At 74.1% G+C, this 22,994-nt stretch carries 21 protein-coding genes; 11 read left to right on the forward strand and 10 right to left on the reverse strand.

The genetic code is table 11. The features are described 5' to 3' along the window. Positions 1-8: 8 nt before the first annotated feature. The gene (locus tag CLT75_RS16420; RefSeq protein WP_135241428.1) at positions 9-2,057 is read right to left on the reverse strand and encodes a DUF1800 domain-containing protein; all 2,049 of its coding nucleotides are present in this window, start codon (positions 2,055-2,057) and stop codon (positions 9-11) included. 448 nt (positions 2,058-2,505) lie between these two features. Here CLT75_RS16420 and CLT75_RS16425 point away from each other — a divergent pair, with 448 nt between their 5' ends. Next, complete coding sequence (locus CLT75_RS16425) at positions 2,506-2,763, forward strand: DUF3040 domain-containing protein (protein WP_135241429.1); 258 nt, start codon at positions 2,506-2,508, stop codon at positions 2,761-2,763. A gap of 11 nt (positions 2,764-2,774) precedes the next feature. Here the strand turns inward: CLT75_RS16425 and CLT75_RS16430 are convergent, their stop codons facing one another. Together CLT75_RS16430 and CLT75_RS16435 are read right to left on the reverse strand one after the other, a co-directional pair. Next, positions 2,775-3,743, reverse strand: a complete 969-nt coding sequence (locus CLT75_RS16430; RefSeq protein ID WP_135241430.1) for an SWIM zinc finger family protein — start codon at positions 3,741-3,743, stop codon at positions 2,775-2,777. Beyond that, entirely contained in the window at positions 3,740-6,964 is a 3,225-nt protein-coding gene (locus tag CLT75_RS16435; RefSeq protein WP_135241431.1) for a DEAD/DEAH box helicase, read from the reverse strand. Before CLT75_RS16435 ends, CLT75_RS16430 begins: the two co-directional genes overlap by 4 nt. Positions 6,965-7,047: 83 nt before the next feature. Here CLT75_RS16435 and CLT75_RS16440 point away from each other — a divergent pair, with 83 nt between their 5' ends. Beyond that, a complete protein-coding gene (locus CLT75_RS16440; protein WP_135241432.1) occupies positions 7,048-7,908 on the forward strand; it encodes a carbohydrate kinase family protein in 861 nt (286 codons plus the stop codon). Positions 7,909-7,912: 4 nt separating this feature from the next. Here the strand turns inward: CLT75_RS16440 and CLT75_RS16445 are convergent, their stop codons facing one another. Then, a complete protein-coding gene (locus tag CLT75_RS16445; protein ID WP_135241433.1) occupies positions 7,913-8,434 on the reverse strand; it encodes a DinB family protein in 522 nt (173 codons plus the stop codon). Between the two features lie 85 nt (positions 8,435-8,519). Here CLT75_RS16445 and CLT75_RS16450 point away from each other — a divergent pair, with 85 nt between their 5' ends. Next, entirely contained in the window at positions 8,520-8,726 is a 207-nt protein-coding gene (locus CLT75_RS16450) for a hypothetical protein (protein WP_128138808.1), read from the forward strand. Positions 8,727-8,735: 9 nt separating this feature from the next. Here CLT75_RS16450 and CLT75_RS16455 read toward each other — a convergent pair whose 3' ends face one another. Both CLT75_RS16455 and CLT75_RS16460 read right to left on the reverse strand, forming a co-directional pair. After that, the gene (locus tag CLT75_RS16455) at positions 8,736-9,881 is read right to left on the reverse strand and encodes a polysaccharide pyruvyl transferase family protein (protein ID WP_135241434.1); all 1,146 of its coding nucleotides are present in this window, start codon (positions 9,879-9,881) and stop codon (positions 8,736-8,738) included. Between the two features lie 74 nt (positions 9,882-9,955). Then, entirely contained in the window at positions 9,956-10,534 is a 579-nt protein-coding gene (locus CLT75_RS16460; protein ID WP_135241435.1) for a TetR family transcriptional regulator, read from the reverse strand. A gap of 92 nt (positions 10,535-10,626) precedes the next feature. Between CLT75_RS16460 and CLT75_RS16465 the strand changes: the two genes are divergently transcribed. Continuing rightward, the gene (locus CLT75_RS16465) at positions 10,627-11,202 is read left to right on the forward strand and encodes a dihydrofolate reductase family protein (protein ID WP_135241436.1); all 576 of its coding nucleotides are present in this window, start codon (positions 10,627-10,629) and stop codon (positions 11,200-11,202) included. A 41-nt stretch (positions 11,203-11,243) separates the two neighbouring features. Continuing rightward, positions 11,244-12,176: a phosphotransferase gene (locus tag CLT75_RS16470; RefSeq protein ID WP_135241437.1), complete on the forward strand. Its 933-nt coding sequence runs from the start codon at positions 11,244-11,246 to the stop codon at positions 12,174-12,176. Positions 12,177-12,326: 150 nt separating this feature from the next. Here the strand turns inward: CLT75_RS16470 and CLT75_RS16475 are convergent, their stop codons facing one another. Then, a complete protein-coding gene (locus tag CLT75_RS16475; protein WP_135241438.1) occupies positions 12,327-13,541 on the reverse strand; it encodes an ROK family protein in 1,215 nt (404 codons plus the stop codon). Positions 13,542-13,681: 140 nt separating this feature from the next. Here CLT75_RS16475 and CLT75_RS16480 point away from each other — a divergent pair, with 140 nt between their 5' ends. Both CLT75_RS16480 and CLT75_RS16485 read left to right on the forward strand, forming a co-directional pair. After that, entirely contained in the window at positions 13,682-14,185 is a 504-nt protein-coding gene (locus tag CLT75_RS16480) for a SigE family RNA polymerase sigma factor (protein WP_135241439.1), read from the forward strand. Beyond that, positions 14,182-15,525 carry a beta-propeller domain-containing protein gene (locus tag CLT75_RS16485; protein ID WP_135241440.1) on the forward strand — a complete coding sequence of 448 codons (1,344 nt, stop codon included), beginning with the start codon at positions 14,182-14,184 and terminating at the stop codon, positions 15,523-15,525. Before CLT75_RS16480 ends, CLT75_RS16485 begins: the two co-directional genes overlap by 4 nt. A gap of 64 nt (positions 15,526-15,589) precedes the next feature. Here the strand turns inward: CLT75_RS16485 and CLT75_RS16490 are convergent, their stop codons facing one another. Next, on the reverse strand, positions 15,590-16,465 hold the full coding sequence (locus CLT75_RS16490; RefSeq protein ID WP_135241441.1) for a universal stress protein: 876 nt from the start codon (positions 16,463-16,465) through the stop codon (positions 15,590-15,592). A gap of 105 nt (positions 16,466-16,570) precedes the next feature. Here CLT75_RS16490 and CLT75_RS16495 point away from each other — a divergent pair, with 105 nt between their 5' ends. Both CLT75_RS16495 and CLT75_RS16500 read left to right on the forward strand, forming a co-directional pair. Next, the gene (locus CLT75_RS16495; RefSeq protein WP_135241442.1) at positions 16,571-17,029 is read left to right on the forward strand and encodes a MarR family transcriptional regulator; all 459 of its coding nucleotides are present in this window, start codon (positions 16,571-16,573) and stop codon (positions 17,027-17,029) included. A 74-nt stretch (positions 17,030-17,103) separates the two neighbouring features. Then, entirely contained in the window at positions 17,104-18,612 is a 1,509-nt protein-coding gene (locus CLT75_RS16500; RefSeq protein ID WP_135241443.1) for an MFS transporter, read from the forward strand. Here CLT75_RS16500 and CLT75_RS16505 read toward each other — a convergent pair. Both CLT75_RS16505 and CLT75_RS16510 read right to left on the reverse strand, forming a co-directional pair. Continuing rightward, positions 18,534-19,331: an alpha/beta hydrolase gene (locus CLT75_RS16505; protein ID WP_135241444.1), complete on the reverse strand. Its 798-nt coding sequence runs from the start codon at positions 19,329-19,331 to the stop codon at positions 18,534-18,536. The two genes, CLT75_RS16500 and CLT75_RS16505, sit on opposite strands and share 79 nt — an antisense overlap. 52 nt (positions 19,332-19,383) lie before the next feature. Continuing rightward, on the reverse strand, positions 19,384-19,968 hold the full coding sequence (locus CLT75_RS16510; protein WP_091421325.1) for a helix-turn-helix domain-containing protein: 585 nt from the start codon (positions 19,966-19,968) through the stop codon (positions 19,384-19,386). Positions 19,969-20,048: 80 nt separating this feature from the next. On the opposite strand from CLT75_RS16510, the gene CLT75_RS16515 reads away from it, so the two are divergent. Both CLT75_RS16515 and CLT75_RS16520 read left to right on the forward strand, forming a co-directional pair. Next, the gene (locus tag CLT75_RS16515; RefSeq protein WP_135241445.1) at positions 20,049-21,005 is read left to right on the forward strand and encodes an NAD(P)/FAD-dependent oxidoreductase; all 957 of its coding nucleotides are present in this window, start codon (positions 20,049-20,051) and stop codon (positions 21,003-21,005) included. Between the two features lie 75 nt (positions 21,006-21,080). Beyond that, positions 21,081-22,928, forward strand: a complete 1,848-nt coding sequence (locus tag CLT75_RS16520) for a glycoside hydrolase family 15 protein (RefSeq protein ID WP_135241446.1) — start codon at positions 21,081-21,083, stop codon at positions 22,926-22,928. Positions 22,929-22,994 lie beyond the last annotated feature (66 nt).

Here is a 22,994-nt window from a genome sequence, read left to right on the forward strand (position 1 = left end):
CGAATGCCTCACCGGAGGTGGTGCTGGGGGGACGCGAGGATCGTCCGCGCGACAGCGGCGATGGCCCCGTTGAAGGTGGCGTCGACCTTGGCGCTCTCGGCCACACCTGCGACGGCGAGCACGAGCTTCTTCTCCTTGGCGCTGAGCTTCTGCTGCACCAGCCGCTGGGCCAGCGCGTCCACGTACGCCCCGGCGGTGGCGGGCGGCTTCGCGACCAGCTTCTCCGGCTTGACGAAGGTGAACTGCTTGCGCCAGCCGCCGATCAGGTCACCGGCCTCGTTCCAGCCGTCGATCATCGTCCCGGCCGAGGTCCAGGCCAGGTAGACGTCGGCGTAGCCGTCCGGGGTGGGCTTGCCCATCGGGTACTGGCCGAGTTCGCGCATCTTGTCCTGGATCTGCCGCAGGCCCTGCGCGAACGGGGTGCGCCGGTTGTCGCCGGTGAAGCCGGGGGCCGCGTCCGGCGAGACGCCGAGCACCCGGTACGTGGCGACCAGGTACTCCATCGGGCGGCGTACCTTCTGGCCGATCGCGGCCCAGAACTCCGAGGAGCTGAACAGCGTCGCCAGCACCGGCCGGATCTGCCCCTTGTTCGTGGTGTACGCCTTCGCGAGCCGGTCCACCACGGACTTCGGCGGGGTGTCGGAGACGAACCGGGTGGCGAGGTTCTGTGCCACGTACCGCGCGGTCGACGGGTGCATCGCGATGTAGCGGATGTACGAGTCGATGACCTTGTCGGCGGCCACCGGGTCGTCCGAGTTGTTGGCGTGGCTGAACCCGAGGATCTTCACCTTGCCGAGGTAGTGCCGCTCAGCGAAGAACTTGTACTTGCCGTCGGCGACACCGCGTCCGGTCTGGAGCAGCGCGGCCTGGCGGACGTCCTTCTCGGTGTAGCCGCCGTCGACGCCGACCGAGTACAGCTCCAGGTTCTCCCGGGCCAGGTTCTCGTTCACCGCGTCCTTGCGCGAGTCGACCTGGTTCAGGTAGAGCAGCAGCGCCGGGTGCTTGTTCGCGGCGACGAGCATCTCCGGGTAGCTGCCCAGCGCGTGCTTGCGGATGACGTCCCGGTCGAACGCGTTGCGGTAGTTCTCCCCGCCGTCGAAGTCGGCGGCGACGTGCAGGAAGTCGTTCCAGAAGTCGACCATCACCTCGAACAGCTGCCGGTCCGACCAGATCTGCCGGGCGATGGTGGCGTCCACCGTCTCGCGGGCCGGGTCGACGCCCTTCTCGTTGAGCTGCTCGCGCTGGTCGCGCAGCTGCGCCGGGCTGAGCTTGAGCGACTGCAGCTCGGCCAGCTTCAGCTCGGCCTTCGTCGGGGCGATCTTCTCCGGTTCGAGCTGCTGGCGCAGCCAGTCGTCGATGCCGAGCCGCTTGATGTCGGCCATCACCTTGGGGGTGGCGGCGAACGTGGTGCGGGTCGCGAGGTGCCGGATCGGGTCCTTCGCGAGGACCGTCTTCACCGTCACCTTGGTCGCCTCGGCGGCGGCCGCCGGGCTGCCGTAGAGCCGGCCACCGGACGGCGCGTTGCGCTTGAGCGCCTCGCCGGCCCGGGAGCCCATGTAGCTCTCGTTCTGCTCGGTGTAGGTCCGTACCGTGCTCGGCTGCTGGCCGCTGGGCCGGGCCGCGTTGCCGTCGGTGGTCACCGTGCCGGTGGCGTCACCGGCCGGCGCGTCACTGAACAGGCCGCGCACCTGCGGGGACATGGCCAGGGCGGCGCCACCGGCGACCACCACGGCACCGCCGAGGGTGGCGAGCGCCCGGCGGCGGCCCCGCTTCGGGGCCTCGTCGCCGTCGTCGTCCAGGTCGGGCAGTCCACCGCCGGGCGGCGGGCCGTACCCGCCGCCGGGCTGGGCGTAGCCGCCGGACTGGGGGTAGCCGGCGGGGGCCGGCGCGGCGGGGGCGAAGCCGTTCGGCCCGACCCACTGGGGGCCCTGGGCGGGGTGGGCGCCGGGGTGCGGCGCGGCGTGCGGGTCGCGGTACCCGTCCGGATGGGGGTGCTGGTATCCGTCCCAGCCGCGGTCGTCCCGGGGTCGACGCGGTGGCACGTTCAGGTCGGCCATGTACCTATCCCGTTTTCTTCGAGCGCCGGCACGCCTGCCACCCGATGGGGGTCGGGTGGCGCAGGGGCGGCGACGGTTGCCGGAGAAGTTGCCTACGGGAAAGTAGCCATGCCGTCCCGGCCGCTCAAGGCGCGCCGAACGCGCTCGTGAGCGCACTTAAGACGGTGCTCAGGCCCGCCGCAGAGGACCCGGCGGGGCGGTGGGGGCGCGGCGACCTCCGGAGCAGGGCCGACCCGGGCGCGCACCGACCGGATGCGAGGTTTCGCACCCCGGCGACGCCGCCGGGAGCGTTCACCGCCTCACCGAAACTTAAGGTACGGATAAGCCTGCGCTGAGAACCGCGTTCCGCCTGTCCGGTCCGGCGAAACAGCGGCAGCGGCGGCGCGTGACCGGCCTCCGATCCGGGTATGCCGCCGAACCGCTGAAGCCGTGAGGGGAAGGCACCGCCATGCTCAGCCAAGAGGATCAGCGCAGGTTCGAACAGATCACCCGCCAGCTACGGGAGAGTGATCCACGATTCTTCGCCCGGTTGGACAGCCGGATCAAAGGCCGCCGGGGCCGGTACATGATGCTGTTGACGATCGTGCTGTGGGCGTCGCTGCCGGCGATGACAGTGCTCGTCGGACGGCTCGCCGGGGCGATCTGCGCGGTGGTGCTCGTCGCCAACGCCGCAGTGATGTGGCGCTTTCGCCGCCGGTTGCTGTAGCCGCGGGGACGCTACCGTTCCCCGCCGTCGGCCGCCCTGGGGGACTCGGCTTCGCCGCGGCTGAACTCCCGGTACGCCCGGCGCAGCCGCTCGGCCAGGCCCGGCCCGCCGATCCCGGCACCGGGTGAACCGAGCTGGCGCAGCAGCAGCTCCGGGCCAGTGGCGAGCGTGGGCGGACGGTCCGGCAGCGCCACTGGCGACAGCCAGAACCGGTCCGGTTCGGCGTCCGCCTCGACCGGCGGCAACCCGGCCAGGGCCCGCGCCGCGCCGACCACCGGCACACCGGTCGTCCCGGCCGGCTCCGGCCCGGCGCCCGACTCCGGCCCGGCACCCGGGGCCGGCTCCGCGCCCGCACCGCCGGCTCCGCCTGAGCCACCGGCGTCGGCGCCGCGCAGCATACGCAGCCGGTCCAGCAGCTCGGCGCGGGACCGGCCACGCCAGTGCAGCAGGTGGAACGGGTCCGCGTCGAACGCCTCTGCGAGCAGGTAGAACGTGGCCGCCAGGTGTTTGCACGGCACCGCGAAGTCGGGGCAGCCGCAGCGCTGGTCCAGCTCGCCGATCTCGGCCGGGAACAGCGGCGCGCCCGCGTCGGCGAACAGCTCCTCCAGTTCGGCCGGCAGGTCACCGGCGAGCAGCCGGGCGCTGAAGAACGCCTGCCCGGCCAGCTCGGCCTCGATCCGCCGCCACGTCTCCTCCGGGTACGCGGCCAGCCCGATCCGCACCGGGTAGGGCCGTGGCCGGGAGCCCTGCACCTCGGCGGTGACCTCGCCCGGTGACACGTCCAGCCGGAGCACCTGGCCCCGGCGCGCGTACGCCCGGCCGCGGGTGAGCCGGGAGCCGAGCGCGAACGACTCCAGTACCTCCACGAACCGCCGGGACCACCAGGACTGCCCGATCGCGCCCCGGGTGCTGCGTGCCCGCAGGCCGCCCTCGACGCGTACCGGCGGACCGTAGTCGTCGAACCGGTTGAATGGGCTCACTCGACCACCGCCCCGGACTCCAGCCGGAACAGGTCGCGCAGCGTGTCGGTGGACAGCTCGGTGACCCACTGCTCGCCGCTGCCCACCACCGACCGGGCCAGGCTGCGCTTGTCGGCGATCATCGCGGCCACCTTCTCCTCGACGGTGCCGGCGCAGACGAACTTGCGTACCTGCACGCGGCGGCGCTGTCCGATGCGGAACGCCCGGTCGGTGGCCTGGTCCTCGACTGCGGGGTTCCACCACCGGTCCACGTGCACCACGTGGTTGGCGGCGGTCAGGGTGAGTCCGGTGCCGCCGGCCTTGAGTGAGAGGACGAACAGCGGCGGCCCCTGCGGCGTCTGGAACCGGGTCACCATGGCGTCCCGTTCGGCCTTGCCGACCCCGCCGTGCAACAGCAGCACCTCCCGGCCGGTACGCGCCGACAGGTGCCCGCGCAGCATGCCGCCGAACTCGGCGTACTGGGTGAACAGCAGCGCCTTCTCCTCCGCCGCGAGCACCTCGTCGACGATCTCGTCGAGGCGTTCCAGCTTGCCGGACCGGCCGTCCAGCGCGGAGCCGTCGTGCAGCAGCTGGGCGGGATGGTTGCAGACCTGCTTGAGGCGGGTCATGGTGGCCAGCACCAGTCCGCGCCGCTCGATGCCGTCGCTGGACTCGATCTTCGCCATCATGTCGTCGACCACGGCCTGGTAGAGCGCGGCCTGCTCGGCGGTGAGGTTGCAGACCACCTCCATCTCCAGCTTCTCCGGCAGGTCGGTGATGATCGTCGGGTCGGTCTTGAGGCGGCGCAGCACGAACGGTCCGGTGATCCGGCGCAGCCGCTCGGCCACCTCGGCGTCGCCGTGCCGCTCGATCGGTTCGGCGAAGCGCTTGCGGAACGTCGCGGCCGGCCCGAGCAGCCCCGGATTCGCGAACTGCATGATCGACCAGAGGTCGGCGAGCCGGTTCTCCACAGGCGTACCGGTGACCGCGACCCGGTGCCGCGCGGGCAGTGACCGGACCGCCTCGGCCTGTCGGGTCGCGGCGTTCTTGATCGCCTGCGCCTCGTCCACCACCACCCGGTGCCAGTCGACGCCTGCGAGCTCGAACGCGTCCCGGGCGGCCACCGAGTAGGTGGTGAGCACCAGGTCCGCCTCGCCCACCGCGGCGGCGAAGCCCTCGCCGCGGGCGCGCTCGGCGCCGTGGTGCACGTGGACCCGCAGCCCGGGCGCGAACTTCGCCGCCTCCCGCTGCCAGTTGCCGACGAGCGACATCGGGCAGACCAGCAGCGTGGGCCCGGCCTCGGGCGGGTCACCGGCGAGCAGCGCGAGCAGTTGCACGGTCTTGCCGAGGCCCATGTCGTCGGCGAGGATCCCGCCGAGCCCGAGCGACTGGAGGAACGCCAGCCAGGCCAGCCCGCGCCGCTGGTACGGCCGCAGCGTCCCGGTGAAGCCCGGCGGCGGGTCGGCCGGGGTGAGCCGCCGTTCCGCCTCACCGGCGAGCAGGTCGCCGAGCGCGCCGTCGGCTACCACGTCCAGCACCGGCAGCTCACCGGCACTGTCGTCACCGGACAGTCCCATCCGGAGCAGGTCGGCCACCGTCAGCTCGCCGGAGGACCGCAGCAGTTTCAGCCCGGCCTCCAGCCGCTGCGGGTCCAGCTCGACCCACCGGCCGCGCAGCCGGACCAGCGGCGACTTCAGGTCGGCCAGCGACGCCAGTTCCTCGGCGGTGAGCGGCTCGTCGCCGAGCGCCAGCTCCCAGCGGTAGTCGACGAGCGCGTCCAGCCCCAGCTTCCCGGCGGTGGTGGCGACAGCACCCGGCGCGGTACGGCTGCGTGCCCGCAACCGCGCCCCCAGCCGGGACGAGGAGCGCCGCCACCACGACGGCAGCAGCACCCCGAACCCGGCCGCGTGCAGCACCGGCGCGCCCTCGCGCAGGAACCGGTGCGCGCCCTCGGCGTCCAGCTCCATGCCCTCGGGCGCGGCGGTACGCAGCGCGGCGTCCACCTCGGGCCACAGCCGGCTGGCCCGGCCCAGCTCGGCCAGGAGCGTCTCCTGCGGTTCCACGCCCCGGGCGGCGAGCGCCGGCGCGGGCCGCTGCCAGATGTGCGCGGCGTCCACCACGAGCCCCGGCTCGTCGGCCGGGTGCAGGCCGAACTCGACCCGCCAGACGGCGTCCTCGACCAGTTCGGCGACCGGGTCGACGGCCGGCTCGACGAGGCGGAAAGTGGCCCGTACCGCGCCGCCCGCGGCGTCGCGCTGCCAGGCGTCCAGCTCGTCGCGCAGCGTCGCCAGCGCGTCCGGCTCGGCCGGGAAGGCGCGCTCCGGGCCGGTGAGCGCGGCCAGCCAGCGCGGCACCGCGCCGACCGGGCGCATCCCCCGGTGCAGCCGGGTGTCGGCCAGCGCCACCCGGGCGGCGGCGTCGACGAGCGCGTCCAGCGTCTCCGCGACCAGCTCACCGGCCCCGATGTCGCCGGCCCGCCCGCCCCACGCGTCCTCCACCGCGCCGCCCGGCGCACCCGGCGGCTCCGGTCGCCACTCCCGGGCGGCGCGGGCCGCCGGTGGCAACGCCATCGCCAGGTCGCGCGCCCAGGCCGCGTCGATGCCGGTCAGCAGCGGCCGCCAGAGCGCCAACCCGGTCGCCACGTCGTCCGCCCTCACGACCCGCAGCCGCCGCCCGGCCCCCGCGACACCCGAGGCCGCACCGGCCGCGCCCGAGGCCGCCGGTGACCGCCGCGCCGAGGTCCGCCCGCCGGTCGCGGCCGATCCTCCGTCGGGCACACCACCGGGGTACGCCTCGAGCACGACCGGCAGCAGCCGGCCGCGTACGACCAGGTCGGCGGCGAAGTCGGCCAGCTCGCACAGGTGACGCAGGCTCGCCCCGACCGGGCCCGGCATCGGGGCGCGCAGCAGCGCGTACGCGTCGTCCGGGGCGTACCCCAGGGCGGGAGCGCGCCATCCGGCGCGGGTGACCGGGCCGCGGACCGGTTCCCCGACGGTGGCCCGGACCAGTTCCGGCGAGTCCAGCGGCGAGCCGGCCCGGGTCGGCAGGTCCAGCAGTACGGAGATCGGCTCGCCCGGCACCCCGAGCGCGGCGGCCAGCGTGGCGTGGTCGGCGGCGAACGGGTGCGGGCGCTCGCGCGGGACGCGGCCGGGGCGGCGGGGCGCGCGGGCCGGGAGTGTGCTGTCCTCGGCCCACAGGGCGAGCCCGGCGCCGGGCAGCCACAACCCGTGGATGACCAGCACTGCTCCCCCTCGCCGACGCCGGGGCCGGAAGACGGCGCCCGGGGAGTCAGGATAGGCCGCCGGGCACCGCTATCGTCGGCGCCATGGTCGACCTTCTCGTGATCGGCGGGCTCGGCGTCGACGTCCGTGCCCGGGTGCCCGCCCTGCCGCCGCCCGTCGCCGACTCGCTGCTGGTGCCCCCGATCGACCTGCGGATCGGCAACACCGGCGCCGGGGTCGCGCTGGCGGCGCACGCGCTCGGCCTGCGGGTGGCGCTCGTGGACGTGCTGGGCGCCGACCCGGCCGGGGACGTGGTGCGGGCGGCGCTGGCGCGTACCTCGATCCGGACCACGCTCGCGGACGCGCCGGCCGGTACCCGCCGCTCGGTGAACCTGGTCGATCCGGCCGGGCGGCGGATGTCGCTGCACGACCCGCGTCCCTGGTCGGGGCCGGCGCCGTTCGGCGAGGCGGAGCTCGCCGCGCTCGTCGCCGAGGCGACCCACGTCCACCTGTCGATCATGGATTGGGCCCGGGACTCGCTGGCGATGCTGCGCACCGCCACGTCGGTCTCCACCGACCTGCACGACTGGGACGGCGAGAACGACTACCACCGCCCGTTCGCCCGGATCGCGGACCTGGTCTTCGTCAGCGACACGCGGCTCGGCGAGCGGGCCGCGAAGGAGGCGGCCGAGCTGGCGCCGCGCACGGTACTCGTCACCGCCGGGGCGGCGGGCGCGACGCTGCACGCCCCCGGCGTGCCGCCGACACACGTGCCCGCTGCCACCCCGCCCGGGCCGGTCGTGGACACCAACGGCGCCGGGGACGCGTTCGCGGCCGGGGTGATCGCCGCCCGGCTGCGCGGCGCGGGCGTCCTCGACGCGGCCCGGTACGCCGCCCGGGTGGCGGCCGCCGCCTGCACCCACGACGGGATGGAGTATCCGGACGGGCTGCTGCCCCGCGAGTGACCCGTCAGATCGCGCCGGTCTCGCCGTCGGTCAGCTCGCGCAGGATGTCGGCGTGCCCGGCGTGCCGGGCGGTCTCCTCGATCAGGTGCACCAGCACCCAGCGCAGCGACACCTCGCCGAGCTGTGGGTGCGGCACCACGTGGTCGAGGTCGAAGCGGGCGGCGACCCGGCGGGACTCGTCGCAGGCCGCCTCGTACGCGGCTACGAGCGTCTCGACCGTCTCGCCGGCGCGCAGCGTGAAGCTGGCGTCGGCGTCGGCCTGGGAGGTGACGTAGACGTCGCCCGGCTCGGGAGCGAACAGGCGGCGGAACCAGTTGCCCTCGACCACCGTCAGGTGCTTGAGCAGCCCGGCCAGGGTGGTCAGCGAGGGCACCAGACGCCGGCCGGCGTCGGCGTCGGTCAGGCCGCGCACCTTGCGCAGCACTGTGGCCCGGTGGAAGTCGAGGAACGCGTCGAGGATCGCCCGTTCGTCGCCCGTGCGGGCGAGGACCGGACCGAGTGTCGGATCGATCGTCGGGTGCGCCATTTCCGGACCCTAGTACGTGGTGTGCCCGCCCCGCTGCCCCGCGTGATCCCCTGCGCGGGCGGGCCGGCCGGGGCAGGATGGGCGCATGGCTTCCACGGTGCAGATCCCCCTGGTGGGCGGCGCGGCCGACGGCGAGACCGTCACCGTCGAGCTGGACGTCAACGGCCGCCCGCCGCTGACCCACCACCACCTCGGGTCGAAGGGGCTCGCGGAGGCGCAGATCTACGAGCTGGAGTCGGACGACCAGCCGGGCCGGGAGTGGGTCTACGCCTGGCGCGGCCCGGCGGTCTGACGGCCCGGCTCACAGCGCGTGTGTCAGCGTGCGGGCGCGGATGCTGTCCAGCACGCTGCGGGTCACCTGCGACGTGCCGCGCGCCTGCTCGCACACCTCCGCGACCCGGCGCGCGGTCGCGTCGGCCCGGGCCTCCCGCTCGTCCCACAGCCGGTCCACCTCGGCCAGCAACGGGCCCTCCACCTCGCGTTCCACGCCGCGCAGCGCCGGCACACCGAGCCGCTGGGCCAGGTCGAAGACCTTTCCGGCGTACGGCAGCGGCAGGAACGGCGTGCCCATCATGGCCGCGAAGATCAGGAAGTGCAGGCGCATGCCGACCGCGAGGTCGAAGTGGCGCATCAGGCCGAGGATCTGCGCCGGACGGTAGTCACCGTGCAGGATCCGGCCCCGGTCGGCGGCGGTCATGTGCGACAGCACGCCGTGGGAGTGCCGGATGTCGTCGCGTTCCATCGGCACGAACAGCACGTACGCGTCGATCCGGTGCACCAGGAAGTCACCGATCTGGGCGAGCAGGCGATGGTAGCCGTCCACGTCGAGCCGCTCGGCGGCCCGGCCCGGCTCGCGCACGCTCAGCCCGACCAGCCGGGACCCGGCCGGTACGCCCTCCTCACGCAGCCACTGCTGGCGGAACTCCTCCGGTTCGAGCAGGAACGCCGGGTCGGCGGTGACGGTGATCGGGTTGACCAGGCCGGCCTCCTCCAGCACCATCCGCGACTCCTGGTCGCGCACTGTCACCTCGACGGCCTGCGCCAGCGTCTCGCGGACCATGCCGCTGTCCAGCGTGTCGGTGAGCGGGCCGACCCCCACCGCGTACGTGATCAGCGGCAGTCCTCGCTCCTGGGCGACCCGGACCACCCGCAGGTAGCGCCGGGCCTCCTTGTCGTAGAGGATCCCGCCGCCGCCGAGGATGAGCAGGTCGAGCTGGTTGAGCACCGGGGACGAATCGACCCGGCTGACGCCCTCCCACGGCACCGCCTCGACCTCGGGGTGGGCCAGCGCGGTGTGCGCCGGGTTGCGGGAGAAGACGATGATCCGGGCATGGGGCTCGTGGCGGCGCAGATCGTCCAGCAGACCCGTGAGGATCGCCTCGTCGCCGAGGTTGCGACCGCCGTAGGACCCGAGCACGCCGATGGTCAGTCCGGTGCGTTCCCTCATCCGTTGCTCCTTCCCAGGGGCGTCCGCGCCAGCGTTCCCGCTGGCCGCCCCGGGTTAACGCACGGCGAGGAGGCTCAACGGGTGGCGTCGCCGACCAGACGGGAGACGAGGGTGGAGACCACCTGATCGGTGTCGAACCCGGCGTCGATCGAGGTGGTGAGCAGGTCGAGCAGGAGCCCGTCGACCGCGTAGTGCAGCAGCGCCACCTCGTACGCCCCGCCCGGTAGCCCGGCGGCGGTGTGGTGGGCGACGTCGTCGGCGTACCCCCGGCGCAGCACGCCGCCGAGCGCGGCCCGCAGCTCCGGGCGGCGCGCGGCCTCCAGCCGCAGCTCGAACAGTGCCCGGGTGAGGCCCGGCTCGCGGGTGGTGCGGGCGACGATGTCGCGCAGGTAGTCGGTCATCAGCGCGAGTGACGGCTCGCGGCTGCCGAGGTCAGCCAGGACGGCCGGGTCGGGCGCGATCCGGTCGAAGATGCGTTCGGCCAGACCGGCGAGCAGCGACGCGCGGGACGGGAAGTAGTTCGAGGTGGTGCCGGTGGGTACGCCCGCCTCGGCGTCGACCGCCCGGTGGGTCAGCCCCCGCGCGCCCGCGTCGGCGAGCACCCGCAGCCCGGCGTCGGCGAGCAGGGTACGGCGTTCCGGATTCCTGGCCACGCGAACACACTAGCAACAACTACGACAGGTGTTGTAGATTCATCGCCGAACCACGACAGCCGTCGTGGATCACCTCGGACATCGGAGCCGGTTTGCGCAAGCTCGTGTACTTCGTCGCCAGTACCCTCGACGGCTTCATCGCCGCGCCCGACGGGTCGTTCGACTTCCTTCCACTGACGCCCGACCTGGCGCCCCACCTGGTGGCCGAGTGGCCCCAGACGCTGCCCACGTTCGCCCACGCCCAGCTCGGCATCGACTCCCCGCCCAGCGGTCGCTTCGACACGGTGCTGATGGGTCGCGGCAGCTACGAGCCGGGTCTGAAGATCGGCGTCACCAGCCCGTACGCCCACCTGGAGCAGTACGTGTTCAGCCGCTCCCTGCCCCCTGCCGACTACCCGGACGTGCACGTCGTCGACGGCGACCCGGCCACCCTCGTCCGCGAGCTGAAGACCCGGCCCGGGCGTGACATCTGGCTCTGCGGCGGCGGGCAGCTCGCCGGTCAGCTCCTCGACGAGATCGACGAGCTGGTGGTCAAGCTCAACCCGGTGGTCGTCGGCAGTGGCATCAAGCTCGTCGACAGCGGCTTCGATCCGCGCCGGCTCACGCTCACCTCGGCGCGCCCGTTCGACGCCGGCGTGGTCGTCCTGCACTACACGCGCAACGATTAACCCGGTTGCCCCGGACGGCGGGCGGCACGCACCGTGGAGCGGTGACGAAGACCCGGCTGCACTGGCACGAACTGCCCGCACACGTCCGCGACGGCGTCGAGGCCGTCCTCGGCGACCGGGTGGTGGCGGCGCGGTCCCAGTCGGGCGGCTTCTCCCCCGGCACCGCCGACCGCGTCCGTACCGCAGGCGGTGGCCGGGCCTTCGTCAAGGTGGTCAGCCCGGCGCAGAACGACCGCAGTCCCGACCTGCACCGCGCCGAGGCCCGCATCGCCACCGCCCTGCCGCCGGACACGCCCGCGCCCCGGCTGCTGGGCAGCTACGACGACGGCGACTGGATCGCGCTCGTCTTCACCGACGTGGAGGGCCGGCACCCGGTCACGCCGTGGCGGGCCGACGAGCTGACCGCCGTGCTGTCCACGCTGGAGACGATGGCCGGCGCGCTCACCCCGGCGCCGGCCGCCGCGCCCACCCCCACCGCCGCCGAACGGCTCGCACACGACTTCGGCGGCTGGCGGCGCCTCGCGGCCGACCCGCCGGCCGACCTCGACCCGTGGGCCCGGTCCCACCTGCCCGAACTGTGCGCCGCCGCCGACCGGGGTCTGGCCGCGCTCGCCGGCGACACGCTCTGCCACGTCGACGTCCGCGCCGACAACCTGCTGCTCGGCCCGGACGGGTCGGTCACCGTCGTCGACTGGCCCTGGGCCTGTCGCGGGCCGGCCTGGCTGGACACGCTGCTCACCGTCGCCAACGTGCAGGTGTACGGCGGACACGACCCGGACGCGCTGCTGGCCACCCAGCCGCTGACCGCAGGCGTGGACCCGGCCGACCTGACCGGCGTGCTGGCCGGGCTCACCGGGTTCTTCCTCGACGGCGCCCGCCAGCCCCCACCACCCGGCATCCCGACCGTGCGCGCGTTCCAGCGCCTCCAGGGCGAGTCCCTGCTCCCGTGGCTGACCCACCGCCTGAAGCCCTGACCCCCGCCCGCCCGCCCCCGCCCCGCCCCGCCCCGCCCCGCCCCGCCCCGCCCCGCCCCGCCCCGGCGATCTTGCAGTTGCTGTCCTCGGGATGTCCCTTTCGGCGCGCTTTGTCAGGGCCGAAACTGCAAGATCACCGGGCGCAGAGGGCTACCCCCGCGTGGGGGTGCCCAGGGGGTCGGCGAACAACGGGGAGAAGCCCAGTTCGGCGGCGCCGATCAACGTCGCGTCGTAGCCGAGTGCGGACACGCGCAGGCGGGCCTTGTCGCGGGAGATGGGCAGCACGTTGGCGGCGATCCGGCTGCGGACGTGGGCGGCCGACGCGGGGAAGACCTCCTGGAGCGTGCCTCCGAAGATCACCACGCCGGGGTTGAACAGGTTGATCACGTTCGCCACGCCGATGCCCAGCCAGTCACCGATGTGCCGCAGTGCCTCCTGCGCCGCAGGTTCCCCCTGAGCGGCGGCGGCGACCACCCCGCGTACCGCCTCGCGCCCCTTCTCCCGCGCCGGGCGACCCGCGACGTCGAGCAGCGCCCGCTCACCGACCTCGGCCTCCAGGCACCCGCGCGAGCCGCAGCCGCAGGGCCGCCCCTGGTACGGGTTCACGAGCATGTGCCCGACCTCGGAGGCGTACCCGCCGTCGCCGTCGAGCAGTTCCCCGCCCACGATGATCCCGCCGCCGACACCCACGTCACCGTGCAGGTAGACGAGGTTCTGCACGCCGACGCCGGCCCCGCGCTGATGCTCGGCCAGCGCCCCGAGGTGCGCCTCGTTGCCGACCAGGACGGGCAGGCCAAGATCGAGCCGCCGGGCCAGCTCGGCGCCGAACGCCTGGTCCACCCACCCCATGTCCGGTCCGAAGCGGACCATCCCGTCGCCCGGCCGGATCATGCCGCAGTAGGAGGCGCCCACGCCGACGCAGACCGATCCGGGTGGCGCGGCGTGGTGCAGGGCCCGCCCGAAGTCGGCGAGCACCGAGACCACGGAGTCGAGGTCGGCCCCGGCCCGTGGCCGTTCCGCCTCCAGCCGCGCCGCCACCACACCGCCGAGCCCGACGCGGGCGGCCACGAGCCGGTCCACGGCGATGTCGAAGGCGAGGACGTAGACGGTGTCGGAGGCGGGACGCACCACACGCGAGGGACGCCCGGCCCGGCCGCTGCCACCCGCCGTCACCTCGCGGACCAGGCCGGCCGCCGCCAGTTCCGCGGTGAGCGCCATGACCGTGCTGCGGTTGACGCCCATCCAGTCGGCCAGCTCGACGCGGGTGACCGGGCCGGTCAGGTGGACGCGCCGCAGCAACGCGCCGAGGTTGAGCCGGCGGCTGTCCCCCTGCGCGTGCCGGTCTGCTGCCAGACCTTTCAGCATCGACAACTCCGTCGGATGGCGACTGGCTCGTGGCCCGAGGATAGTTCCCGCACATCGACGGGTGCCAGCGCCCGCCGAAGGGACGGCCGTCTCAACCATCCTGGGCCCGACCGGCGTTCATTGCGGGTGAGGGGGTGGGCATGTCGGAGTCGTTCCGCGAGTTCGTGGTGCAGCGGTCACCCGCGTTGTCGCGGACCGCGTACCTGCTGACCGGTGATCACCAGCTCGCCGAGGATCTGTTGCAGAGCGCGCTGGCCCGCAGCTACCGCCACTGGCGGCGGATCCGGGAGGGGGATCCGGAGGCGTACGTGCGCCGGGTCATGTACCACCAGCAGGTCTCCTGGTGGCGCCGCCGGCGGGTGGCCGAGCGGCTGGACGCGACGCCGGCCGAGCGCGGCGGCGGCGACCACACCGACGAGACGGCGTTGCGGCTGAGCGTGGTGGCGGCGCTGCGGCGGCTCACCGCGCGGCAGCGGGCCGTGGTGGTGCTGCGGTACTACGAGGATTTGACCGAGGCGCAGGTGGCCGAGGTGCTGGGCTGCTCGGTGGGCACCGTGAAGCGGCACGGGCACGACGCCGTACGCCGGCTCCGCGATCTGGTCCCCGAGCTTCTGGAGCGGACTCCGGAAAGGAGCGAGCGGTGAGCGTACGGCTGCGGGAGGCGTTGCGGGAGGCGGCGGCCGGGGTGCCCGCGTACCCGGTGCACGACCGGGCGGTGCGGACCGCGCGGCGCACGCGGTGGCGGACCGCCGCGGTGGTCACGGCGGTGCTCGCGCTGGTGGCAGCAGTGCCGCTGACGGTACGCGGGGACGGCCGGACCGCGCCGGCGGGCGCGGGCGGGGCGGCGCTGCCGGACCGGCTCGGGCTGCCCCAGGTCGGCGCGTTGCGGGCCACCGACCGGCCCGCGCTCGGCCCGGCGTCGGTGGTGTTCAGCGGGCAGGCGCGCGGGCTGACCGGCCTGTTCGACGAGAACGGCGCTGTCGGCATCGTCGGGGCGGACGCGGACCGGTACCGGACGTGGACGGTGGGCTTCGAGGTGCCGGCCGGGGAGGGGGTGCTGCTCTCCCCCGACGGGCGGTTCCTCGCGGTGCCGAACGGGTCGCCCACCAGCCCCGGTGTGGACGTGATCGACCTGGCCGGCGGCACGGTCCGGCGGTTGCCCAGCCCTCGGCCGGGCAGTGTGGGGACGGCGCCGGCCGGGTGGGCGCCGGACGGGTCGGCGCTGGCGGTCGTGGACACGACTCCAGCGGATCCGGAGCGCAGCTCGTACGTCAACACGCTCAGCCTGGTGCGGCTGGACACCGGCCGGGCGGTCCGCCTGCTGGAGACCACGCAGGTACCGGGATTCGGCTCGCCGGTGGCGTTCGCCGCCGACGGGTCACGGCTGGCCTACCAGGTCGGCACGAAGGTCCTCGTGAGCAGCGCGGACGGGCGGCAGATCTCCTCGTTCGCGTTGCCGCCCGACACCGCGCTCGCCGGCAAGGGGGCCTGGCTGCCCGACGGCTCGCTGGCGCTGGTCGGGCACGAGGTGGCCGCCGACCGGTGGCGGCTGCGCCGGGTCGACACCGACGGCCGGGAGCTGCCCGCGCCCCCGCTGGCTGCCGTCTCGGGCGTGACGGCGATCCGGCTGCTCGGCTGGCTGCCGGACGGGAGCGCGTGGGTGGTCGCGTACCGGCCCGAGCCGAGCGCGCCGAGCTGGTACGCAGACAGCTTGGCGATGGACCAGCGGACCGCGTACGGCAACGTGCGGTCGATCCGGGTCCTGGCCCTGACGCCTGGTGCCGCCGCGCCGGTCACCGTGCTCACCGCGCCGGACCAGGTGCTCGCCGTCGACGTGGCGGACTCGGTGGTACGCGCCGGCCGGGTCCGCGAGGCCGATCCGCCGTCGGGACCCGGCGGCCGGGTGTGGTGGGGGGCGGGTCTGGTGGCGCTGGCGCTCGGCGGCCTGGTGGCGTACCGGCGGCTGCGCCGCGCGCGTCGGTGACGCGGGTGGAACGCCACGGGTGTCTCCCCGGCCGGGGAGACACCCGTGAGGTCGGCGCGGAGGGTTACTCGGCCTCGCGGACCGGGCTCTGCGGCACCACCATCACCGGCCGGTGGGCGCGGTGCAGCGTGGCCATGGCGACGCTGCCGAGCAGGATCTTGCGGACCGCCGTGCGGCCACGGGAGCCCACCACGACCAGGCTCGCCTTGCGTTCGGTGGCGACGGCGGAGAGTGCGTCGGCCACCGCGCGGCCGGGAGCACCGCCGCCGGCGCGGACGCGCACCGTGGTCACCGGCTGCCCGTCGACGGTCTCCGGCGTGTCCCCCTCGTCGCCGTCGACGGCGGCCAGGACGATCTCCCGCTCGGGGAAGAGGCGGCGGGCGGCGGCGAGCGCGGCCTCGGATCCGGCCGAGGCGTCCCAGCCGACCACCACCGGCCCGGCGGCGAGCGCGTCGTACTCGTCGGTCAGCAGCGGGTGCGGCACGACCAGTACGGGACGCGGGCTGTAGTGCACGGCCATGTCGGAGACGCTACCGAGCACCGCGCGGGCGCCGCCGAGGCCCCGCGAGCCGAGCAGCAGCACGTCGGCCTGCTTCTCGTCGGCCAGCTCGGCGAGCCGGAGTCCTTCACCGCCGTAGCTGCGGCACACGAGCGGCTCGGCGTCCCAGCCGGCGGCCCGGCCCAGCATCACGCCGACCGCAGTCATCCGGTCGGCCTCCCGGCCGCCCTCGCGCTCGATCGCCTCCACGAACACGTTGATGTTGCGGGTGCCGGTCCAGAGCCGCTTGCGCAGTTCCTCGCTGGCGAACGGAGGCGTCCACAGATGCCCGATCCACGCGTGCGCGCCGGGGAACAGCAGCGCCCCCACCTCGATGGCGGCGCTAGCGGCCGGAGACCCGTCGTAACCCACCACCACTTGCCTGCCATGCTCGTCGCTCACCGCACCCAACCTCTCTCACCGACGACATCTCCACAAGATCGTATCCGGGCCAGGACCGGGTCCGAGCCGGATCATCCGCCACGGAATCATCGGTACGCTGGGCGGATGAGCAGCCCGGACCTGTCGTACCTACTCGACCACACCAGCCACGTGTTGCGTACCCGGGTGGCGGCGGCGCTCGCCGAGATCGGGCTGACCGCACGGATGCACTGCGTGCTCGCGCACGCGCTGCCCGAGGAGCGTACGCAGATCCAGCTCGCCGAGATGGGCGACATGGACAAGACGACGATGGTGGTGACGGTGGACGCGCTGGAGCAGGCCGGGCTGGCCGAGCGGCGTCCGTCGCGTACGGACCGGCGGGCGCGCATCATCGCGGTCACCGAGGAGGGCGCCCGGGTCGCCGCGCGCAGCCAGGAGATCGTCGACCGGGTGCACGCCGAGGCGCTGGCGAGCCTGCCGGACGACGAGCGGAAGGTCTTCCTGCGCGCGCTGGAACGCCTGGCCGCAGGCCACCTGGCCACGCCGGTGCAGAGTCCGAAGCCGGCCCGCCGGGCCCGTCAATAGTCCCTCAATAGATTGTCTGTAACGGAACTATCCGTTACGGTCTCTCCTGTCGCACCTCTCGACAGGAGGACTCCATGTCCGCTCCCCGCTCCCGGCGGCTCGCCCTCGGCGTGCTCGCCACCGGCGCCCTGATGACCATCCTCGACGGCAGCATCGTCACCGTGGCGATGCCGGCCATCCAGCGCGACCTGCGCTTCTCCCCCGCCGGTCTGAGCTGGGTGGTGAACGCGTACCTGATCGCGTTCGGCAGCCTGCTCCTGCTCGCCGGCCGGCTCGGCGACCTGATCGGTCGCCGTACGATGTTCCTCGGCGGCACCGCGCTGTTCACCGCCGCCTCCGTGCTGGCCGGGGTGGCGGCGAACAGCGCCACGCTCGTCGCGGCCCGCTTCCTCCAGGGCGTCGGCAGCGCGGCGGCCACAGCGGTGAGCCTCGGCATCCTGGTCACGCTCTTCCCCGACGCCGCCGGGCGGGCGCGGGCCTTCGCCGTGTTCGCGTTCACCGGCGCCGCCGGCGCGGCCATCGGCCAGGTCGCCGGCGGCCTGCTCACCGACGCGCTGGGCTGGCACTGGATCTTCCTGATCAACCTGCCGATCGGCCTGGCGACGATCGCGCTCGCGGTCCGTACGCTGCCTGCGGACCGGGGCCTGGGCCTGGCCGCCGGAGCCGACGTGGCGGGCGCGCTGCTGGTCACCGCCGGGCTGGTGCTGGGCATCTACACGGTGGTCACGATCGAGCGGTACGGCGCGACGTCGGCGCACACGCTCGGCCGCGGCGCGCTGGCCGCCGCACTGGTCGCCGGGTTCGTGGCCCGGCAGGCCACCGCGCGCCGCCCGCTCATGCCGCTGCGGCTCCTGCGCTCGCGCGGCGTCGCCGTGGCGAACGTGGTGCAGATCCTCACCGTGGCCGCGACGTTCGCGTTCCAGGTCCTCGTCACGCTCTACCTCCAGCAGGTGCTCGGCTACGACGCCACCCGCACCGGGCTGGCGCTGCTCCCGGCCGCCGTGGTCATCGGCGCGGTGTCGCTCGGCGTCTCGGCCCGGCTCAACGCCCGCTTCGGCGAGCGGGCCGTGCTGATCGCCGGGCTCACGCTGCTCGCCGCCATGTTCGCGCTGCTGGCCCGGGTGCCTGCGGACGGCCGCTACCTGCCCGACGTGCTCCCGGTGATGCTGCTCGCCGGCGGGTTCGGGCTGGTGCTGCCGGCGCTCACCGCGCTCGGCATGTCCGCCGCCCGCGCCGAGGACGCCGGTCTCGCCTCCGGGCTGTTCAACACCACCCAGCAACTCGGCATGGCGTTCGGCGTCGCGGTGCTGTCCACGCTGGCCGCCGCCCGTACCACGGACCGGGTCGCGCTCGGCGACGACCGGGCCGCCGCCCTGACCAGCGGTTTCCACGCGGCGTTCGCGGTCGGCGCGGGACTCGTGGTGGTCGCCGTCGTGCTCGCGTACGCGCTGCTGCGCCCGCGCACGGCGGCGCGCGCCGACGCCCCGGCGCTCGTGGGGGTGAGTCAGCCGGGGGCGCGCGCCGGATGGGTGAGGAACGGCAGCACCGCGGCCGGCAGCGCGGGTGAGGCCACCACGTCGTAGTGGGTGAGCCCCGGCAGCACCGCGAGCCGGGACGCGGGCCGGGCGGCGCCGTCGCCGCCAGCGTCCCGGTGACCGCTGCCGAGCAGGCCGAAGAACTCCGCCGCGTGGCTCACCGGGATCTCGTCCGCGTCGGCGAAGACCAGCAGCACCGGCATCGGCAGCGCGGCCACCTCGGCGGACCAGTCGTAGTCCCGCCGCAGCAGGTCCCCGCTGCGGGTCCAGAGCAGCGGCCAGTCCTGCGGGCGGGGCGCGACCCGCGCGTACCGCTCGTACGGCGGGGTGCCGCGCATGCGTTCGGCGGCGCGCTCGTCGTGGGCGGACATCGCGGCGAGCGGCTCCGGGTACCAGCCGCTGCGCCGGAACGGCGTGGAGACGAGCACCAGGCGGCGGACCAGGGCGGGGTGCTGGATCGCGGTACGCAGGGCCACCCCGCCGCCGAGCGAGTAGCCGAGCACGTCGGCGCGCGGCAGGCCGAGGTGACGCAGCAGCCCGGCGACGTCGTCGGCCATCGACTCGTACCGCAGCGGCCGGTCCAGACCGCCGGTGCGGCCGTGGCCCCGCAGGTCCACGGCGATCAGCCGGCGACGCGCGGCGAGCGCCTGCCGGACCGGCGCGAACGTCTCCGTCGACCCGTATCCGCCGTGCAGCAGGACCAGCGGCCTGCCGGTGCCGTGCTCCTCGTACCAGATCCGCAGCCCGCCGACGTCCGCATAGGTCACCCGCCGATCGTCGCGCCCCCGGCGCCGTGGCGGGCGCGTTCGCGGACGCCGCTCAGCGGGACGCGCGGGGGCGGGCGCGCAGGTGGGCGCGTTCGCCCTGGCTGCCGAAGAGGCTGAGGAACTCCACCCCCTCGCTGTCGGCGCGGCCGAACCAGTGGGGTACGCGGGTGTCGAACTCGGCCGCCTCACCGGGTTCGAGCACCAGGTCGTGCTCGCCGAGCACGAGCCGCAGCCGCCCGTTGAGCACGTAGACCCACTCGTACCCCTCGTGGGTCTTCGGCTCGGGCTCGGACCGCCCGCCGGCCGGGATGATCAGCTTGTACGCCTGGATGCCGCCGGCGCGGCGGGTGAGCGGCAGCATGGTCATCCCGAACGCGGCGACCGGCCGCAGGTGGACGCGCGGGTCGCCGGTGGGCGGGGCGCCGACCAGTTCGTCGAGCGTGACGCCGTGCGCGCGGGCCAGCGGGAGCAGCAGCTCCAGCGTGGGCTTGCGACCGCCGGACTCCAGCCGGGACAGCGTGCTCACCGAGATGCCGGTGGCGGCGGAGAGGTCGGTGAGTGTGGTCTCCCGCTCGCGGCGCAGCGCGCGCAGCCGGGGGCCGACCGCGTCGAGGGCCTGGTCGAGGTCGTCGTCCATGCTCACCAGTTTGCCACATCAGCAACAGAGTTTGCAGTTCTGCCGGACCTCGCCGCAATCTGGTCGCGGAGGTGGTCACGATGACCGAGAACTACGAGGTACTGGTGATCGGCGGCGGCGCGGCCGGGCTCAACGGCGCGCTCATGCTGGCCCGGGCACGCCGGTCGGTGCTGGTGGTGGACGGGGGCGAGCCCCGCAACGCGCCCGCCGACGGCGTGCACGCCCTGCTGGGGCACGACGGCGTGCCGCCGGCCGAGCTGCTGGCGCGCGGCCGGGACGAGGTGCGCCGCTACGGCGGGCACCTGACCGAGGGCCGGGTCGAGACGGTGGACCGCGACGGCGACGGGTTCGCGGTGGCGCTCGCCGACGGCCGCCGGGTGCGCGCCGGGCACGTGCTGGTCGCCACCGGCCTGGTCGACGAGCTGCCCGAGGTGCCCGGCCTGCGCGAGCGCTGGGGACGGGACGTGGTGCACTGCCCGTACTGCCACGGCTGGGAGGTGCGCGAGCGGCCGATCGGGGTGATCGGCAGCGGCCCGATGTCGGTGCACCAGACGCTGCTGTTCCGGCAGTGGAGCGACGACGTGGTCTACCTGCGGCACACCGCGCCGCCGCTCACCGACGAGCAGGCCGAGCAGCTCGCCGCGCGCGGCGTGCCGGTGGTCGAGGGCGAGATCGCGGCCGTCGAGACGGCCGGGGACCGGCTGACCGGGGTACGCCTGCGCGACGGCCGCACCGTCGACCGCGAGGTGCTCACCGTCGCGCCCCGGATGGTGGCGCGCGCCGGGTTCCTGGCCGGGCTGGGCCTGCGCCCGCAACCGCACCCCAGCGGGATGGGCGAGTACCTGCCGGCCGACGAGTCGGGGCGTACCGATGTGCCTGGGGTGTGGGTCGCGGGCAACGTGACGAACCTGTCGGCGCAGGTCGGCGCCGCCGCGGCGGCGGGCGCCTGGACTGCGGCGATGATCAACGCGGATCTGGTGCAGGCGGAGACCCAGCGGGCGGTCGCGGCGCACCGTGGCGCGCGGGCGGGTGGGTGACCACGAATCACCCCTAACCTGACAATTCTTCCCCTAGGTTGAGTCGGAGAGGGCAGTCGGAACCTGGGGGGCGATGTGAAGGGCTATCCGGCGATCGAGGATCACGGGCTCATCGGCGACCTGCAGACCGCCGCGCTGGTGACCTGTGACGGAACGATCGACTGGTTCTGCGCGCCGCGCTTCGACTCGCCGAGCATCTTCGCGGCGCTGCTGGACAAGGAGAAGGGCGGCTTCTTCCAGATCGCCCCGCACGAGGTCCGGTACGTCACCAAGCAGCTCTACCTGCCCGGCACACCGATCCTGATCACCCGGTTCATCAGCGCGGACGGCGTCGCCGAGGTGATGGACTTCATGCCCGTCACCGGCGAGCGGGTCACCGACTCGCACCGCCTGGTCCGCATGGTCACCATGGTGCGCGGCAGCATGCGTTTCCGGGTGGAGTGCCGGCCGCGGTTCGACTACGCCCGCGAGCGCCACGAGGTGGAGCGGCACCGCAACGGCTACCTGTTCCGCAGCCCGTCGGCGACGCTCACCTTCAACCCGATCGACCCGGTACGGCAGCTCTGGGCCCAGACCGGCGAGATCCGCATGGAGGACGGCGACCTGATCGCCTACGGCACGCTGAAGGAGGGCGACACCGGCGGGGTGATCCTGGAGACGGGCAGCGACGAACCCCGGATCATCCCGCCGGAAGAGGTCCAGGGCATGTTCGAGTGGACCCGGGACTACTGGCGGCGCTGGGTCGAACGCTCCCGCTACACCGGGCGCTGGCGGGAGATGGTCGAACGCTCGGCCATCACGCTCAAACTCATGACGTACGCGCCGACCGGCGCGATGATCGCCGCGCCGACCGCCGCGTTGCCGGAGCTGGTCGGCGGCACCCGCAACTGGGACTACCGCTACACCTGGGTACGCGACACCTCGTTCTCGGTGCACGCGCTGCTCGGCCTCGGGTTCACCGAGGAGGTCAGCCGGTACATGAACTGGCTGGACGAGCGCATCCGCGAAGCCGGCGACCACCAGGACCCGCTGAAGATCATGTACCGGGTGGACGGCTCCTCGGACCTGCACGAGGAGGTGCTCGACCACCTGGAGGGATACCGGGGCTCCCGCCCGGTACGCATCGGGAACGGTGCCGCCGACCAGCTCCAGCTCGACATCCACGGCGAGGCGCTCTACGCCATGCACCTCGCCGACGAGCAGGGCATCCGGGTGTCGCACCAGGTGTGGAAGAGCACCGTGCGCCTGATCGACTGGCTCTGCCACAACTGGGACAAGCGCGACGCCGGGATCTGGGAGAGCCGGCACCACCCCCGCAACTACACGTTCGGCCGGGTGATGTCCTGGGTGGCGCTGGACCGCGCCATCCGGCTGGCCAACCGCACCGGACGGCCCGGGGACATGAGCTGCTGGACCGAGCAGCGCAACCGGATCTACAACCAGGTCATGGCCCGCGGTTTCCACCGGGAACGCGGCAGCTTCGTGCAGGCGTACGACGAGAACGTGCTCGACGCCGCGCTGCTCTACATGCCGGCGGTCGGCTTCGTCACGCCCAGCGACCCGCTCTGGCTGTCCACGCTGGAGTCGATCGAGCGGGATCTCGTCTCGGACAGCCTGGTCCACCGGTACGACCCGCTGCACTCCCCCGACGGGCTGCCCGGCCACGAGGGCACGTTCAACATGTGCACCTTCTGGTACGTCGAGGCGCTGGCCCGCTCCGGCCGGCTGGACGACGCCCGGCTCACCCTGGAGAAGATGTTCACCTTCAGCAACCACCTCGGCCTCTACGCCGAGGAGATCGCCTCCACCGGTGAGCAGATCGGCAACTACCCGCAGGCGTTCAGCCACCTCGCGCTGATCAACTCGGCGCTGGCGGTGAACGACCTGCTCGACGCCGAGGCCGACGCCCGCCTCCGCCGGTAACTCCGGTGATCTCCGGCCCGGCGCCGGGTAGCCTTCACCGCATGAGGTTCCACGCCGCCGTCATGA

It is taken from the genome of Micromonospora sp. CNZ285 (assembly GCF_004637285.1).